The sequence below is a fragment of the Aminiphilus sp. genome (genome assembly GCF_029975095.1).
GTDB lineage: Bacteria > Synergistota > Synergistia > Synergistales > Aminiphilaceae > Aminiphilus.
In genome coordinates, this window is record NZ_JARKPW010000145.1 from 1 (window position 1) to 15,965 (window position 15,965).

Consider the following 15,965-nt stretch of genomic DNA (forward strand, 5'->3'; position numbering starts at 1 on the left):
GAGTGACGACACGCTGAACGACAAGGATGTTTCAACGGAAGAGCCCCTTGGAACGGCGTGTCCCTTCCCGCGTGACGCCGGGAGGGAGGACTTTTTCCGGAGCGGGACCGGCGGGGCCGCCGGGGACTTTGCATTGCGCCCCGTGGGAGTGGTGCGGTCGCCCCTGACGCGCCGGGAGGACTGCCCTCCCCAGGGATTCGAGGGCGCGCCCGCCGCGGAGATTCGCCTCGACCCCGCCTTCGCGGAGGGACTCGACGGCATCGAGCCGGGGCAATGCGTGATCGTTCTCACCTGGTTCCACCTCGCCCGGCGGGACCTGCTGCGCGTCCATCCCCGGGGGGACGCGACGCGTCCGCTCCGGGGCGTCTTTGCCACCCGCTCTCCGGCCCGCCCCAATCCCATCGGCCTGCACCGGGTGGAGGTGCTCTCCCTCGAAGGGTGTCGCCTCCGGGTGCGTCCTCTGGAAGCGCTCTCCGGCACGCCCGTTCTGGACATCAAACCCGTCCTCGCCGCCTCTCCCGATTTCTAAAGCCCGCCTCGGACCGCTGCGATCGTCGGGTCGGATTCGGAGTGGCGCCCTCGTTCGTAGCGGTTTGTACCTGCTCGTGTCGCTTTGCTCGCAGCGACGCCCTCCGTTCTGCCGCTCTTTTCTGTGGAACCTCTGCACAAAGGGATTTCTTCTCTCTTGATCCCGAGTGCATCGCGTTTAGACACTCCTTCCGGAGACCTTCTTTATGGCGTGGTGGCTCTGGAAAGCAGGAGAAACCCCTCTTGTCCTTTTCGCGCCGGCGGTTTCATGCTATGCTTTTATGCAATATTCTGTATTCCAAAACGTGCGAGGAGGAAGAGAAACATGGCGGACTATCACGGCATGTGGCAGGGGCTCGGCATGGACCTGGAGACGCACGACAAGCTCTGCGACGCGCTTCCGGTTTTGTTCGGGGAGACCTTCCTCGAACAGGAGAACCGCCCGGCGGGGATGGACTACTACAACATGGTCATCGCCGAGGTGCACGGCCTGCGGATTGCGGAACTTCTCGCCCACAAGGAGCAGGGGGGCAGGGCGGTAGGGTCCTTCTGCATCTATGTCCCGGAGGAGATCGTCCTCGCCCTGGATGGAATTCTCGTGGGGCTCTGCGCGGGGTCCCAGTTCTGGGTGCCCGCGGGCGAGGCGGTGCTGCCCCGGAACCTGTGCGCGCTCGTCAAGGCGGGACTGGGGGCGCAACTTTCCAAAACCTGCCCCTACTTCCAGTCCGTGGATCTCATCGTGGGAGAGAACACCTGCGACGGCAAGAAGAAGGCCTGGGAGATCCTGGGGGACTACGCACCCCTGTACGTCATGGACATGCCCAATCGCAAAAGCCCGGCGGGTTTCGCCCTCTTCCGGGAGGAACTCGGCGCCCTGGCCCGGCGTCTGGAGGAGCTGACGGGAAGAACGCTCACCGCCGAGGGCCTGCTCCGGGGGTGTGAGCTGGTGGACCGGAAACGGCGGGTTCTCGACCGCCTCTACGCCCTGCGCAAGGCCGATCCCGTGCCCCTCTCCGGGCGGGACGCGTTGCTTGTGAGCCAGATCGCCTTCTACGACGATCCAGAGCGGTTCATCGCCCAGACGGAAGCCCTTGCGGCGGAGTGCGAGGCCCGGGCCTCCCGAGGCGAAGGAGTCTTTCCCAAGGGGGCGCCGCGGATCCTCGTGACGGGAACGCCCATCGTGGTGCCCAACTGGAAGTTCCATACCATCGCCGAGACGAGCGGCCTCGCCGTGGTGGTGGAGGAGAACTGCACGGGGACACGCTACTTCGAGCAGAAGGTGACCCTTCCCGAGACGAAGGACGTGCCCTCCCTCCTCGACGCCCTGGCCCACCGCTATTTCGACGGCATCAACTGCGCCTGTTTCTCCCCCAACGAAGGGCGCTTCGACGACGTGGTGCGCCTTGCCCGGGAATACCGCGCCGACGGCGTGGTGAACCTTTCCCTGAGCTTCTGCACCACCTACCAGGTGGAGGAGGAGCGCCTCCGGAAACGCCTCGCCGCTGAGGGGATCCCCTTTCTCTCCCTGGAGACGGACTACGCGCCGGGCGACGAAGAGCAGCTCAAGACCCGCATCGAAGCCTTCGGCGAGAGCCTGCGCCGCTAGCGGCGCGTCGCGGCGAACCGTGCCTCTTACGTCCGTTCCGTGGGTGTACGCGCTCTTCGTCACCGCCTCGGACGGCATGCGTCTCGCGGCGGAGCTGAAGCGGCGCGGCACGGCCTGCACCCTCTGTCCCACGCCGCGTCATCTCGCCAAAAGCTGCGGCCTCGCCCTCCGCTTTGCTCCGGAGGACGAGGCCGCGGTGCGCGCCGCCGCATCCTCCGTCGCCGTCGAGGCCCGGTACGTGCGGGAAGCGTCGGAGGAGCGGGGGCTTGCCCCCTGAGAACACCTGAAGAGGAGATGGTTTTTCGGGGCGGTTAAGGAAGACGCAGATCAAGCAAGGGGGCGCGTGCCGGGCAAAGGCGGAGCACGTGCCCCCTTGCTTCGTCGTGCCCCTGGATTTGCCGGAGCTTCCCTGGTCGAACCTCTTCTGCGGCGGACACGACATCCACGGCAGATTCGGATTTCTTTCCGTCTCCTCCCCGGAGAACTCCCTCCGGGTCGTCCTGAAGATTCTGGAACGCTGTGCGGCGGGGTGAGCGCCTGACCCTGCCCTGTGGGGGTGCGTCAACGTAAATCTGACCTTTAGGGATAGTCGAAATGTGACCACCCCGGTCAGTTTTCCGCGGACAGCACGGCGGCTTCTACGGTGTCGTCGGGCCGGTCTTTCGCTCCCGTGTTGCCGGTTCCGTGTACGTTGTGCGCTTCGTGAACAGGCCCGGTGGCAGCCGGTCCGCGAGAATGCCCAGAAAGACGAGGAACGCCCCGGCGAACTTGGCGGGGGACCCTGCGTCGCCCAGGAGGAACGGCGCCACCACGAGGCTGACGCAGGGTGTCAGAAAGTGGAAGAGCACGGTGGAGACGGGGCCGATGCGCTGCACGCCCCGGTACCAGAAGATGTAGGCCCCGAGGGTTCCCGCGAAGAGCACGTAGAGAAAGCCCCGGAGAACGGCCGCCGGAGGGAGGACCCACAGGGAGAGGGGTGTCCGGATCAGGCCGAAGGGCAGGAGCACCGGAAGGCCCCAGGCCATGGCGAGGGTCGTGACTTTCGTCGGCGAATGGTTCGCCAGCAGCGGCTTGGCGAGAATGGCGTAGAGAGCGAAGAGCAGGGCCGCGCAGAGCGTGAGGGCGTTGCCCAGGGCGACGGTGCCGTCTCCGGCGAAGAGCCCTCCCGAAGCCTCCACGATGAAGAAGACCCCGGAGAATCCGAGCAGAAGCCCCACCCAGCGGGCCGGACGCACCGGCTCCACCCGAAAGAGCAGACACCAGATCGCCGCGAGAAGCGGTGACGAGGAGATCAGGAGCGCCGACGTGGAGGAAGACGTCCGGTGGATCCCCAGGGTCCAGAGAATGTTGTACACGCCCACGCAGACCAGCCCCAGGAGCGCCGCTCGAAAACCTTCCTTCCGGGAGACCGCGAGGGATTCCCCCCGAAGCCGCAACACCGCAAAAAAGAGTCCCACCGCGAGAACGAAGCGGAGCACCAGGAATTGTCCTTCCGGAACGACCTGCAGCACCCATTTGCTGACCGGGTAGTTTACCCCCCAGAGCAGCGCCGCCGCGGCGGCGCTTGCGCCTCCCGACAAACCGTCCCTTCGAGAATCCGTTGCCATGAAGACCATCGTCCCTTCGTGGTAGGATGGTCCAGAAATACGCCCGAATCCATTCCACTTCCAGAGCCACTTTGCGTTTTTTCCGCAGGACCACCGGGAGGTGTTGCCCGTGCACTGGCTCACGCTTGAACGAAACGACGCCGACGCCCTGATGAAGCAGCTCTACCGCCAGCTCCGCCACGCCGTTCTGGAGGGGCGCCTGGAACCGGAGGAGCGGCTCCCCTCGTCCCGGGAGCTGGCCCGCCTGCTCGGCGTGTCCCGCAACGTGGTGCTCGAGGTGTACGAACAGCTCGCCGCCGAGGGATACGTCGCGTCGCGCCGCGGCTCGGGAACCTTCGTCGCGCCGGGCGCTCGCTACGGCCTTCCCCGGAACGACGCCCCGTCCTCCGGTTCCTCCTCCGAGGCCGGTGCCGAGGCCGACCTCGTGGATTTCCGCACCGGCGTTCCCCTTCTCCGGGAGATTCCCTGGAAGGCCGTGGCCAGGTCGTTCCGCCGGGTTCGCGACCGGACACCCTCCAACGCCTGGGGATACGGTGCGCCCGAGGGGACACCGGTCCTCCGGGAGGCCCTCGCGCGCTTTCTCGCCCGCTCCCGGGACATCTCCTGCTCGCCCGGGGACCTGGTCATCACCAACGGTGCCGCGGAGGCGCTTTGCATCACCGCTCTCCTTCTCGCCCGGCAGGGCAAAACCCTCGTCGTCACCGAGGATCCGGTGCACCTCCATTTCCAGCAGACGCTGCGCCTCGCCGGGGCGGAGCTGTACCCCGTCTCCGTGGACGAAGCGGGCCTGCGCACGGATGAACTGCCCCGGAACGTTCGCCCCGGAGCGGTCTTCCTCACTCCCTCGCACCAGTTTCCCCTGGGAGGGACCCTCTCCGTCCAGCGGCGCATCGACCTCGCCGCCTACGCGGCGGCCACGGGATGTCTCCTCATCGAGGACGACTACGAGAGCGAGTTCCGCTTCGAGGGGCTGCCCGTGAGTTCCCTGCGGGAGCTTGTCCCGTCCTCGACGGTGTACATCGGCTCCTTCAGCAAGATTCTCTCCCCCGCCCTCCGCCTGGGCTACGCCATCGTTCCGTCGCATCTCGGGGAGGATTTCCGGCGGATCAAGTACGACGTGAGCAACCACACCTCCTCGGTGGAGCAGCGGATCGTGGCGGACCTGCTCGACGAGGGAGTGGTGGAGCGACACATCGCCCGGATGAAACGCTTCTATCGGGAGGGACGGAAACGGCTCGTCCGAAACCTGGCCGACGCCTTTCCCGGACGGCACGAGATCGGGAGTGCCGGGGCCGGGGCCGGGCTGCACCTGGTGGTACGCTTTCCCGGCCTCGTCTTCGACGCGGAGCGTTGTTCCCGCATCGAGGCCAGGGGTGTGCGGATCCATCCCGTGGAGGGGCACGCGATCCGCAAGGGGCATTACGGGGAGTGGGTCATCCTCGGCTACGGCAACCTTTCCTTCGATGCCATGGACGAGGGTGTCGCACGTCTTCGGGCCGCCCTGGACGCGGAGAGGGCCTGAGACGGCGGGAGCGGAAAACGGAACGGGAAACGGGGCGAAACGTTCCTGCACGAGGACGGAGGAGTGGAAAAGGAAAAAGGAAGACAGGGGAAAGTAAAAAGACGCGCAAAAAAGTGACCCAAGAGTCGCAACAGCAGGGCAACAAGCGGGCACGCGGGGAAACGAAAAAGCCTCTCCGGCGGCACACACGGTTTTCGCCGGAGAGGTCGCATTTTCTCTGCCTCAGGACGTCAGGAGCTCCGGGGCGCCTCAGGAAATGCGAAAGAGGCTGTCCAGGATGGTGCCGTCCCGGTATTCGATGAGCGCCACCACGTTCTCCGGTTTCGGATCGGGAAGGGGAGCTTCCTCGGCCTTTCCCGTCAGGGCCTCCACTTCGGCCTTGAGGTCGGCGATCTCCTTGACGGGGAGCTTCGCCTTCCGGGCCGCCTCGCGCAGGTCCGTCCGGAGGGGATTGATGCAGATGCCCCGTTCGGTGACGATGGCGTCCACGGTCTCGCCGGGGGTGACCACGGCGCGCACCGCATCCTTGATGGAGCAGACGCCTCCCCGGAAGGAGGGAAGGACCACCACGGAGAGCTTGGCTCCCGCGGCAGTGTCGCAGTGCCCTCCCGAGGCGCCCCGAAGAACGCCGTCGTGGCCGGTGAGAACGTTCACGTTGAAGCTCGTGTCCACGTCCAGCGCCGCCAGAACGACCACGTCCAGGTTATGCACCACGCATCCCCGGTTCAGGGGATTGGCGTACCAGGACTGGTCGATCTCGATGTGGTTGCGGAAGCGCACCAGGGAGTCCTGCACGGCGGCGTCGAAGCTCTGCACGTCGTAGAGGGCGTCGAAGAGCCCCTCCTCAAGCATGGACGCCATGTATCCCGTGATGCCGCCGCATCCCCAGCTTCCCCTGATGCCCTTCTCCCGCATGTAGTCCCGCACGTAGGCCGCCACGGCGAGGCTCGCGCCTCCCGCCCCGACCTGGAAGGACACCCCCGGGGCCAAAAGCTCCGAGGCCCGGAGGAGCCGGTAGGCGTCGCGGGCGATCTTCAGGTCCACGGGGTTCCGGGTGATTCGGGCGGAGCCGGAGGCGATCTTGCCGGGATCGCCCAGGTTGTCCACCACCACGATCTGGTTCACCAGATACTGGGGGATGGAGATGTGCGTCAGAGACGAGGGCATCAGGTTGTCCGTCACGGCGATGACGTGGCGGGCGTAGCGGGCGTCGTGTTGGGCGTATCCCAGGGAGCCGCACGCCGAAGGTCCCAGCGCGCCGGTCAGGTTGCCCTGTTCGTCGCAGGCGGGAGCGGCGAGAAAGGCCACGTCGATGGCGATGCTCCCCTCCTCGATGGCCCGGGCGCGTCCGCCGTGACTGCGGACCATCACGGGAACGGGCACCTCTCCCCGGGAGATGGCCTTGCCCACCTTGCCGCGCACCCCCGAGGTGTGGATCCGGCTCACCACGCCGCGGCGCACGTAGTCCGCCACGCATTCGTGGGCGTCGGTGAGGGAGCTGGGAGCGAGGCAGAGATTCTTCAACCCCATGCGTTCGCACTCCGCGAGCACCAGGGGCAGTACGGCGTCGCCGTTTCGGAGGTGGTGGTGGAACGAGAGGGTCATGCCGTCCGCGAGTCCCGCCCGCTCCATGGCGGCCCGCAGAGAGGGCGCCACCTTGGACCTGCGGGGCGGTTCTCCCCGGAGGGGAGGCAGAATCCGGGGGACCATATCTCCCGCCTCAAGGCGCGCCCAGGGGCCGCGATAGGGCAACAGCGGCCCGATTCCGGGCAGTTCCGACGGGACGGGACGCCCCGCGGCGTTGACGAGCATCTTCATGTCACTCCACCTCCAGTTCGGCCAGGCGGGCCATGTCCAGCGTGTGCCGCGCCCGACGCACCACCGGCGCATCCACCATGCGTCCGTCCACGGAGACCACGCCCCGCCCCTCCCGCTCCGCCGCTGCTGCTGCGTGGGCGATGCGTTCCGCCGCGGCCACTTTCTTCGCGTCGGGCACGAAGGCCCGGTGAATCCAGGAAATCTGCCCGGGATGAATGGCCGCCTTGCCGGTGAAGCCGAGTCCCACCACGCGGCGGGTCTCTTCCAGGAGTCCCTCGTTGTCGTTCACGTCGGCCCAGATCGTGTCGAAGGCATCGATGCCCGCCGCCCGCGCCGCAAGGGCCACCAGGCTCCGGGCGACGAAAAGTTCGTCTCCCTCCCGGGTTTTCTCCACGCCCATGTCCGCGGTGAGATCCTGTCCGCCCAGGGTGAGGGCGGTGACCCGGGGCGAGCAGGTCGCGACGGCCCCGGCCTCGGCGATGCCCCGGGCGGTCTCCAGCATGGCGTGGATCTTCACCGTCCCCGGCTCCATGCCGTGTTGCGCTTCAATCTCCGCGAGCAGCGCCTCCGCAGCGCGCACGTCCTCCGGAGAGGAGCACTTGGGAAGGCGGATCGCGTCGGGGCGGCAGGGGACGACGCGGCGCAGATCCTCCGCGAAGAAGGGGGTGTCCGCGCCGTTCACCCGCACCGTGACGAGCATGTCCCCGAAGTCGAGGGTCCGCAGAAAGCCGCAGACGAGGTGCCGCGCCGCGTCCTTTTCGGAAAGGGCCACCGCGTCCTCCAGGTCGAGGAGAATGCTGTCGGCCCCGAAGACGGGTGCCTGCTGGATCATGCCCGGATTGTTGCCCGGAATGTAGAGCATGGACCGCACTACTGCCTTGGGCATGCCGCATCCTCCTCCCTGCTCGCGCGTTCTAAAGCCGCCTCCAGCCTGGCCCGGAGCGTCACTTCCAATGCCCCCTGGTCCTGGATGGTCACGGTCGCGCCGGAAATGCCGAGGCTGTCGAGCACATCGTTCACGAGGCCCCGGGTCCGTCCGGCGAAGAAGGTGGCTCCCGCGCCGCGGTGGTCGAGCTCCCGGGTTTCCGAGGGAGCCACCGAGACGAGGCAGTCCGAGGACTCCAGCGTTCCCGCCTGGGCGGGTCGTCGGAGCATGGCCATGTCGATCATCTCCTTGCAGTCGAAAAAGGCGCGGGAGAGCCCCCTCCGGAGGGGACTCGGAGACGCTCTCCCGCGCAGGAAACGCCGCGGTCCGGGAGGAACTCCGCGACGCGATGAAGTGTGGCTACATGGATTCCACGACGGACCGGGCGAAGCGGGAGCAGCTCACTTCCTGAGCGCCCTCGCGCTGGCGGGCCAGATCATAGGTGACGACGCCCCGGCTGATGCTCCGCTCGAGTCCCGTCACCACCAGATCCGCCGCCTCCTGCCACCCCAGGTGCTCCAGCATGAGCACCGCCGAAAGGATGAGGGAGCCCGGATTGATCTTGTCCTGCCCGGCGTACTTGGGGGCCGTGCCGTGGGTGGCTTCGAAGAAGGCGATCTCGTCGTTCATGTTCGCTCCGGGAGCCAGTCCCAGACCGCCCACCGCCGCGGCGAGGGCGTCGGAGATGTAGTCTCCGTTGAGGTTCGCCATGGCGAGCACGCTGTACTCGCCGGGGCGCAGGAGGATCTGCTGGAACATGGCGTCGGCGATGCGGTCCTTGACGACGATCTTTCCCGCGGGGACCTTGCCGCCGAAGTCCTTCTCCACCTGCTCCTCCGTGACGCACCGGTCGCCGAACTCCTGGGCGGCCACCTCGTACCCCCACTTGCGGAAGGCGCCTTCGGTGAACTTCATGATGTTCCCCTTGTGGACCAGCGTCACCGAAGGAAGGTTGTGGTCGATGGCGTAGCGGATCGCCATGCGCACCAGCCGCCTCGTTCCCGTGACGGAGATGGGCTTGATGCCGATGCCCGAGTCGTTGCGGAATCCCGTTGCCCCCATCTCCTCCTTGAGGAAGCGGATCACCTTGAGGCAGTCCGGCGTTCCCTCTTCCCACTCGATGCCCGCGTAGAGGTCCTCCGTGTTCTCCCGGAAGATGATCATGTCCACGTCCTGGGGGCGCTTGAGCGGCGCGGGAACGCCGTCGAATCAGCGCACGGGGCGAACGCAGGCGTACAGATCGAGTACCTGGCGGAAGGCCACGTTGAGGCTCCGGAAGCCGCCGCCCACGGGCGTGGTGAGGGGACCCTTGATGCCGAGGCGGAAGTAGCGGAGCGCCGCGAAGGAATCGTCGGGAATGGCCGTGCCGTAGAGGTTCATGGCCTTTTCGCCGGCGAAGATCTCCCACCAGGCGAGGCGGCGTTTGCCGCCGTAGGCTTTCGTCACCGCCGCGTCGAGAACGCTCTTCATTGCGGGGGTGATGTCCACGCCCACGCCGTCCCCCTCGATGTAGGGAACGACCGGCTCGTCGGGCACGCAGAGCGCGCCGTCGCGAAAGTCGATGCGGTCACCTCGCTCGGGTTCTGCGTAGTGCTTCAGTTCCAGATCCGCAAATCTTCCCATGGTTGCTCTCTCCTCCTTGTGCTCTTGCTCTGGTGTACGTCCCCGGGGCAGCGGGGAGTGTCGGTGATGCGCTCTTGTCGCGTGTTCTACGCAAACGGCGGAAGGCCGTTTTCGTACCGGAAATGCCCGCGTCGCCGGAAGAACGCTCCCGGAGCGGAAGCCTCGTTCCGCGTGCGTCGCGGACTCTAGGCACCCCGGGCGAGGCGCACCGCGTTGAGCTTGCCTCCAGCCCGGATGATCTCCAGATCTTCCTCGGCCACGGGGGTGGTGCAGCGCATATCCTTTCCCTTCGTCTCGTTGCGCACGGCAAAGCTCTCCCCGGCCCGCACCGCGGTGGTGTGCAGGGAGAGGCGGTCCCCCTGGTCCAGTGCGTCGTAGTCCGAGGGATCCACGAAGACCAGGGGCAGAATGCCGAAGTTGACCAGGTTCGCCAGGTGGATGCGGGCGAAACTCTTCACCAGCACGGCCTTCACGCCCAGGTAGCGCGGCGCCAGAGCCGCGTGCTCCCGGCTCGACCCCTGACCGTAGTTGGCGCCTCCCGTGACGAAACCGCCTCCCGAGGCGAGCGCCCGGTCGGGGAAGGTGGTATCCACCACTTCGAAGACGTGCCTGGAGATGGCGGGGATGTTGGAGCGGAGCGGAAGCACCTTCGCCCCGGCGGGCATGATGTGGTCCGTGGTGATGTCGTCCCCCACCTTGAGGAGCACTTCTCCCTCCAGAATCTCCGGCAGGGGCGTCATGGCGGGGAGAGGGGCGATGTTGGGGCCCCGGCGGATGGTCACCTTTTCCGGCTCCGCGCTGGGGGCGACGAAGCGGCTGTCGTTCAGGACGAGCTGTTCCGGCAGTTCGAACCGGAAGGGAGGGAGCCCCAGCTTCGCCGCGAGTTCCCGGGGGTCCGTCAGCCTTCCCGTCAGGGCCGACGCGGCGGCTACCTCGGGGCTCACCAGATAGACCTGGCCCGTCTTGTGGCCGCAGCGGCCGAGGAAGTTTCGGTTGATCGTCCGGAGGGACACGCCCTCCGTGGGCGGTGCGAAACCCATGCCGATGCAGGCGCCGCAGCTCGATTCGAGAATGCGCACTCCCGCGGCCACCAGAGCGCCCAGATGTCCCCGACGCTCCGCCTCGAGAATCACCTGAATGCTGCCGGGGGAGATACCCGCGCTCACCGAAGGTGTGACGGCCCGTCCTTTCAGCAGATGAGCCACGGCGGCGATGTCCCGGAGGGAGGAATTCGTGCAGGAGCCGAACATGATCTGATCCACGGGAAGCCCTGCGAGTTCCCGCACCGGCACCACCCGGTCGGGCTGGAAGGGCTGGGCCACCAGCGGCTCCAGGGTGGAGAGGTCGATGTCGAGCACCTCGTCGTAGACGGCGTCCGCGTCGGCGGTGATCCCCACCCACTGGTGCTCGCGCCCCTGGGCGCGGAGCCATGCCCGGGTCACGTCATCGCTGGGGAAGAGGGACGAGGTCGCCCCCGTCTCGGCCCCCATGTTCGTGATGGTGGCCCGGTCGGGGACCGAAAGCCCCGCCACGCCGGGGCCGCCGTACTCCAGAATGCGCCCCACGCCTCCCTTGACGGTGAGGCGGCGGAGTACCTCCAGGACAACGTCCTTGGCGGAGACGAAGGGGGCGAGTTCTCCCGAGAGGCGCACCAGGGTGATCTTCGGCAGCGGCGTGTAGAACGGTTCTCCCGCCATGGCGAGGGCCACGTCCATGCCGCCCGCGCCGATGGCGAGCATGCCCACGCCTCCGGCGGTGGGTGTGTGGGAGTCACTGCCCAGAAGCGTTTTTCCGGGCCTGGCGAAGCGCTCCAGGTGCACCTGGTGGCAGATGCCGTTTCCCGCGGGGGAGAAGAGCATGCCGTATCTGGCCGCCACGTCCTGGAGATAGCGGTGATCGTCGGGATTGCGGAAATCCTCCTGAATCATGTTGTGGTCCACGTAGCTCACGGAGAGCTCCGTCCGGACCTTCTCCACGCCGATGGCCTCGAACTGGAGGCAGGCCATGGTGCCCGTCGCGTCCTGGGTCAGGGTCTGATCGATGCGGATGCCCACGCGGCTTCCGGTTTTCGCGTCGGGCTGTTCCAGCTCGACCAGATGGGTCTGGAGAATCTTCTGTGCCACGGAAAAACCCATGTCGTTTCCCACCCTTCGTATGCATCTCGTTTTTGCTGCATCTCCGCTTTCGGAGAGCCCGATGCTCTCCGGTCCTTCCGTTTCTCCGGCGAAGGGGCCGGGCCGACGCGGGAGCGTCTCTGGCGCTCCGCCTCCGGTCGCACCGTTTCGTTCCGGCTCTTCCGGCTCTGCCTCGTGTTCCCCCGCCCGCCGGAACATCTTTCTTCGCCGCCTTCGTTCATTCTGTTCCAACGCACACCGTATTTCCGTCGCCACCCCCTTTCCGTGCTTCCGCTCCGCGCCGCAGTGTGCTTTCTCCCGCGTCTTACCCGGCTGTGGCACCACAGCCGTTTTACTTCGCGTTTCCGGGGTTTTCCCGGAACATCCCCCTGTTTCACGGTGCATGTCCCGGGGGCAAAAATTGTCTATAATTTTTTGATCTAAACATACAAAAACATTGTATTTTAGAATGTTCGGTTTTTAACAGCCTGATCGATGGGTACGAAAAAAGGGCCTCGCGGATGAGGCCCCCTGGGCACGACGCTGCGTTCCTTCCTGTGGCATTCGACTCTCTCGGTGCCCGCGTCGACGGGAAGATGCGCGTCCCCAAGCGGGCATCCGATCTCCGCGGAATGCCGCTCTTCTCGTCGTCAGGCCGGTCTCCTGGCTCCCCTTCATCCTCCATCCGCGCCTTCCCGGTTCCGAAATGGCCGGAACCAGTGGCTTCGCGGTTTCGTCGGGGTTACAGTGGCGGGTCCGCGCCGGTCTTTCACCGGACTTCCCGAGCACCTGACGTCGTTTGATTGTATGCCGATACGGCAGCGTGCGGTTATTGTGGCAATGTTGCTATGGCGTGTCAAGTCAAAGACTAGTGCAATTTTTCTGCTCAATTCAAGAGGTCTGGCGGATCGTTCCAAAGACTCTCTTTTTCGCCTGCCGTCCGACCCGGTGGAGCGGTGCCCGAATCCGCAGGCTCGTGCGGAAATGCCACGGGCGATGCCGTACGCGCAGCGGCGACAGCAGCGAAGGAATGTTTCCCGGAAGTTTTCTGTGCGGGGGTGCCTTTCGTCAGCCTCCCGAACCGTGGTCTTTCCGGCGGATGCCTGTCCGATCACCAGTAACCGCCGCGCTTCCTTCGTCTTCATGAAGACGTCGCCCCTGTTCGTCATGGGTGACATGTTCATCGTCCCGCTCAGGGGTGACACGCTTCCTGTCCGGCCGCACAAAAATGCGTCGTGCCTTGACACGATTCCCTGAAAAAGCGTAGGATGTTCCGGACAAGTGAAACAAAAGCTTGCAGATGCACGGGAATCCGGTGAAAATCCGGAACGGCCTCGCCACTGTAACCGGGACGAACCCGCACAGGTCACTGAAGGCGACTTCGGGAAGACGCGGAAGTAGGATGAACGGGAGTCAGGAGACCGGTCTGCGGGTACAACTCAGGTCTGCGCGGGCGGACGCCGTTGGAAGAAGAGGGAGGACTCCCTCTAAGATGTTGTTATGCAGGGCCGCCGCGAAAGGGCGGCCTTTTTTCGTCCGCCCGGGCGTCGGCTCCGGAGATCTCTGAAGACGAGTCGCTCAGGAAGGATGTTGTGTATGGACAGAGAAGAGCAGGTGCGAACTGAAACGAGCCCTCCCGTTTCCTTCGAGGAATTTCCCTCCGTCTCCTACGAGGAGTGGCGGAAGGAAGCGGAGGCGGCCCTCAAGGGTGCTCCCTTCGAAAAACGTCTCGTCACGCGGACCTACGAAGGCATTTCCCTCCAGCCTCTCTATACGGAGGAGAACGCGCCGCTCTCCGGGCAGGCGGAGACGTTCCCCGGCGCGGCGGATTATCTGCGCGGCACGGATCCCCTGGGCTACGTCCGGGGCGGATGGGCCATCGCCCAGAAGTGCGGCGACGCTCTTCCGGAACGGACCAACGCACTTCTCCGGGAGGAGCTGGCCTCGGGTGCCACGGCGGTCCACATCGCCCTTGACGGGGCGACCCTCCGCTGCCTGGACGTGCCGGACGAGGGGTGTCCCTTCGAGGACGAGGGGGGCGTCTCCCTCGCCACGCTGCGCGATATGGACGCGCTGCTGGACGGCGTGGAGCTGCGCGGCCGGGAGGTGCATCTCTACGGCGGCGAGTCGGCGGCGCCGATTCTGGCGCTCTTCGCCGCACGGCTTCGCGCCCGGGGCGAGGCGGCCCTGCTGGAGGGGATCTCCGGATGCATCGGAGCGGATCCGTTGGGTGCGCTGGCGCTGGACGGAACCCTTTCCTGCCCCCTCGACGCGCTCTACGACGAGATGGGGCTGGTGACCCAGTGGGCGAAAATGCGCATGCCCCGCCTGCGAACCGTCATGGTTCGCGGCGACGTGTACCACGAGGGCGGCGGAAGTGCCGTCCAGGAACTGGGCTGCGCCATGGCGACGGGCATCGCCTACGTGCGCGCCTTCCTGCGTCGCGGCTTTGGCGTGAACACCGCGGCGGCGCAGATGCGTTTCTGCTTCTCCCAGGGAGCGAACTTTTTCATGGAGATCGCCAAACTGCGGGCCGCCCGGATGCTCTGGGCGCAGATCGTCCAGGCTTTCGGAGGAAGCGGGGACGCCTGTCGGATCGACCTCTTCGCGAGCACCTCCCGCTTCACCACAACGATCTACGATCCCTACGTGAACGTGCTGCGCGCTTCCACCCAGGCCTTCTCGGCGGTGGTGGGAGGAGTGAAGGGCATGCACGTGGGGTGGTTCGACGAGGCGGTCCGCCCTCCCGAGGGGCTGTCCCGCCGCATTGCCCGGAACATGCAGCTCCTTCTCCGGGACGAGTTTCACCTGTTGCAGCCCCTGGACCCCGCGGGTGGCTCCTGGTATGTGGAGGCGCTGACGCAGCAGCTCGCGGAGCGGGCCTGGGATTTCCTGCAGCGCATCGAGGCCGAGGGCGGCATGGTGCAGGCACTCCAGTCCGGCCTGGTGCAGCGGGAGATCGGGGACGTTTTCGCGGAGCGCCTGAAGAATCTGGACTTCCGGACGGACCGGGCCGTGGGGGTGAACATGTACGCCAATCTCTCGGAGACGCCGCTTCCTCTTCCCGAGACGGACCGGGCGGCGGTGCGGGAAAGCCGGCGGAGGGCCGTTGCGACCTATCGGGAGCTGATGGACGACCTGTTCCGCCGGGAGCGTCTGGGGGTGCTTCTCGACCAGGTGAGCGGGCCTCCCGGCGCGTTTCTGGATGCCCTCGTCGAGGCGTTTCTCGCGGGAGCCTCGCTGAGCGAGGTGCGGGAGGTGCTGGACGACGGCTTTTCCGGGGATGTCGTGGTCTCGCCTCTCCGTCCCCACCGGTGGACCGAGAAGTACGAGGCCCTGCGGCGGCGCACCGAGGAGGCCGCGGCGCGCACCGGCAGGACGTTCCGGGTGTTTCTGGCGAACATGGGTCCTCTCGCGCAGCACAAGGCCAGGGCCGATTTCAGTGCCGCCTTCATGGAGGTGGCGGGTTTTCAGGTGCTTCGCAACGACGGGTTCGCCACGGTGGAGGAGGCCGTGCAGGCCGCGGCGGCGTCCGAGGCGGACGTGGCGGTGCTCTGTTCCACCGACGAGACGTATCCGGAGCTGGTGCCGCCTCTGGCGGCGGGCATCAAGGCCGCCCGGCCGGACATGGCGGTGCTTTTGGCGGGAGCTCCCGCACCGGAGCACAAAGAGGACTACGTCCGGGCCGGAGTGGACGAGTTCATCCATCTCAGGGCGAACTGTTACGCCGTTCTCGACGCGCTCCTGAGAGCAAGGGGGATCTGCTGATGTACGCGAAGCCCGATTTCTGCAGCATTCCCTTCCGCAAGGACGGGCCGGAGCAATCCGCCGGCTTCGAGGCGTGGAAGGCCGAGGTCGAAAAGGCGTCGGGGGAATCCCTGGAATCCCTCGCCCTCCGCACCATGGAACAGATCGACGTGAAGCCCCTCTACACAGCGGAGGATCTCCGGGGCATGTCCCATCTCGGCTACGGAGCGGGGTTGCCGCCCTTTCTGCGCGGACCCTATCCCACCATGTACGTCACGCGTCCCTGGACAGTCCGCCAGTACGCGGGATTTTCCACCGCGGAGGAGAGCAACGCCTTCTATCGCCGCAATCTCGCGGCGGGGCAGAAGGGGCTCTCCATCGCCTTCGACCTGGCCACGCACCGGGGCTACGACTCGGACCACCCCAGAGTCGTGGGGGACGTGGGCAAGGCGGGCGTCGCGGTGGACTCCATTCT

12 protein-coding genes, 1 pseudogene and 2 riboswitches are annotated in these 15,965 nt (G+C 66.3%); of the genes and pseudogenes, 7 read left to right on the forward strand and 6 right to left on the reverse strand.

Features of this window, described 5'->3' with window-relative positions; translation table 11 throughout:
- The 4 genes from tsaA to Q1K49_RS08855 form a co-directional block, all read left to right on the forward strand.
- Positions 1–529, forward strand: a 529-nt coding sequence (gene tsaA, locus Q1K49_RS08840) for a tRNA (N6-threonylcarbamoyladenosine(37)-N6)-methyltransferase TrmO (protein ID WP_300525206.1), incomplete at its 5' end; no start/stop codon positions are given.
- A 324-nt stretch (positions 530–853) separates the two neighbouring features.
- Positions 854–2,134: a double-cubane-cluster-containing anaerobic reductase gene (locus Q1K49_RS08845; protein ID WP_300525207.1), complete on the forward strand. Its 1,281-nt coding sequence runs from the start codon at positions 854–856 to the stop codon at positions 2,132–2,134.
- A gap of 19 nt (positions 2,135–2,153) precedes the next feature.
- The gene (locus Q1K49_RS08850) at positions 2,154–2,411 is read left to right on the forward strand and encodes a DUF3343 domain-containing protein (protein ID WP_300525209.1); all 258 of its coding nucleotides are present in this window, start codon (positions 2,154–2,156) and stop codon (positions 2,409–2,411) included.
- Positions 2,412–2,499: 88 nt separating this feature from the next.
- Complete coding sequence (locus tag Q1K49_RS08855; RefSeq protein ID WP_300525212.1) at positions 2,500–2,667, forward strand: hypothetical protein; 168 nt, start codon at positions 2,500–2,502, stop codon at positions 2,665–2,667.
- Positions 2,668–2,772: 105 nt separating this feature from the next.
- On the opposite strand, the gene Q1K49_RS08860 is transcribed toward Q1K49_RS08855, so the two are convergent.
- Positions 2,773–3,741, reverse strand: a complete 969-nt coding sequence (locus Q1K49_RS08860; RefSeq protein WP_300525215.1) for a DMT family transporter — start codon at positions 3,739–3,741, stop codon at positions 2,773–2,775.
- Between the two features lie 109 nt (positions 3,742–3,850).
- Here Q1K49_RS08860 and Q1K49_RS08865 point away from each other — a divergent pair, with 109 nt between their 5' ends.
- Entirely contained in the window at positions 3,851–5,263 is a 1,413-nt protein-coding gene (locus Q1K49_RS08865; RefSeq protein WP_300525218.1) for a PLP-dependent aminotransferase family protein, read from the forward strand.
- 249 nt (positions 5,264–5,512) lie between these two features.
- On the opposite strand, the gene citF is transcribed toward Q1K49_RS08865, so the two are convergent.
- The 5 genes and pseudogenes from citF to Q1K49_RS08890 all read right to left on the reverse strand — a co-directional run bounded on the left by citF (position 5,513) and on the right by Q1K49_RS08890 (position 11,764).
- A complete protein-coding gene (citF, locus tag Q1K49_RS08870; protein ID WP_300525220.1) occupies positions 5,513–7,081 on the reverse strand; it encodes a citrate lyase subunit alpha in 1,569 nt (522 codons plus the stop codon).
- A gap of 1 nt (position 7,082) precedes the next feature.
- Positions 7,083–7,967 carry an aldolase/citrate lyase family protein gene (locus tag Q1K49_RS08875; RefSeq protein WP_300525223.1) on the reverse strand — a complete coding sequence of 295 codons (885 nt, stop codon included), beginning with the start codon at positions 7,965–7,967 and terminating at the stop codon, positions 7,083–7,085.
- Positions 7,952–8,242, reverse strand: coding sequence for a citrate lyase acyl carrier protein (citD, locus tag Q1K49_RS08880; protein ID WP_300525226.1), 291 nt, complete (start codon positions 8,240–8,242; stop codon positions 7,952–7,954). The genes Q1K49_RS08875 and citD overlap by 16 nt, the downstream gene beginning before the upstream one ends.
- Positions 8,243–8,366: 124 nt before the next feature.
- Positions 8,367–9,629: pseudogene (gene icd / locus Q1K49_RS08885) on the reverse strand (isocitrate dehydrogenase (NADP(+))).
- Positions 9,630–9,814: 185 nt separating this feature from the next.
- Entirely contained in the window at positions 9,815–11,764 is a 1,950-nt protein-coding gene (locus Q1K49_RS08890) for an aconitate hydratase (protein ID WP_300525229.1), read from the reverse strand.
- Positions 11,765–12,378: 614 nt separating this feature from the next.
- Positions 12,379–12,551: riboswitch (cobalamin riboswitch) on the reverse strand.
- Positions 12,552–13,024: 473 nt separating this feature from the next.
- Positions 13,025–13,188, forward strand: a riboswitch (cobalamin riboswitch).
- Positions 13,189–13,339: 151 nt separating this feature from the next.
- Here Q1K49_RS08890 and Q1K49_RS08895 point away from each other — a divergent pair.
- Together Q1K49_RS08895 and Q1K49_RS08900 are read left to right on the forward strand one after the other, a co-directional pair.
- Complete coding sequence (locus tag Q1K49_RS08895; protein WP_300525231.1) at positions 13,340–15,511, forward strand: methylmalonyl-CoA mutase family protein; 2,172 nt, start codon at positions 13,340–13,342, stop codon at positions 15,509–15,511.
- Positions 15,511–15,965, forward strand: a 455-nt coding sequence (locus Q1K49_RS08900) for a methylmalonyl-CoA mutase family protein (protein WP_300525232.1), incomplete at its 3' end; no start/stop codon positions are given. The genes Q1K49_RS08895 and Q1K49_RS08900, both read left to right, overlap by 1 nt.

Coding starts and splice junctions, on each gene's coding strand:
- Q1K49_RS08875 (WP_300525223.1), bottom strand. CDS start 7,967: ATGCCCAAGGCAGTAGTGCGGTCCATGCTCTACATTCCGGGCAACAAT.
- Q1K49_RS08890 (WP_300525229.1), bottom strand. CDS start 11,764: ATGGGTTTTTCCGTGGCACAGAAGATTCTCCAGACCCATCTGGTCGAG.
- Q1K49_RS08895 (WP_300525231.1), top strand. CDS start 13,340: ATGGACAGAGAAGAGCAGGTGCGAACTGAAACGAGCCCTCCCGTTTCC.
- Q1K49_RS08845 (WP_300525207.1), top strand. CDS start 854: ATGGCGGACTATCACGGCATGTGGCAGGGGCTCGGCATGGACCTGGAG.
- Q1K49_RS08860 (WP_300525215.1), bottom strand. CDS start 3,741: ATGGCAACGGATTCTCGAAGGGACGGTTTGTCGGGAGGCGCAAGCGCC.
- citF (WP_300525220.1), bottom strand. CDS start 7,081: ATGAAGATGCTCGTCAACGCCGCGGGGCGTCCCGTCCCGTCGGAACTG.
- citD (WP_300525226.1), bottom strand. CDS start 8,242: ATGGCCATGCTCCGACGACCCGCCCAGGCGGGAACGCTGGAGTCCTCG.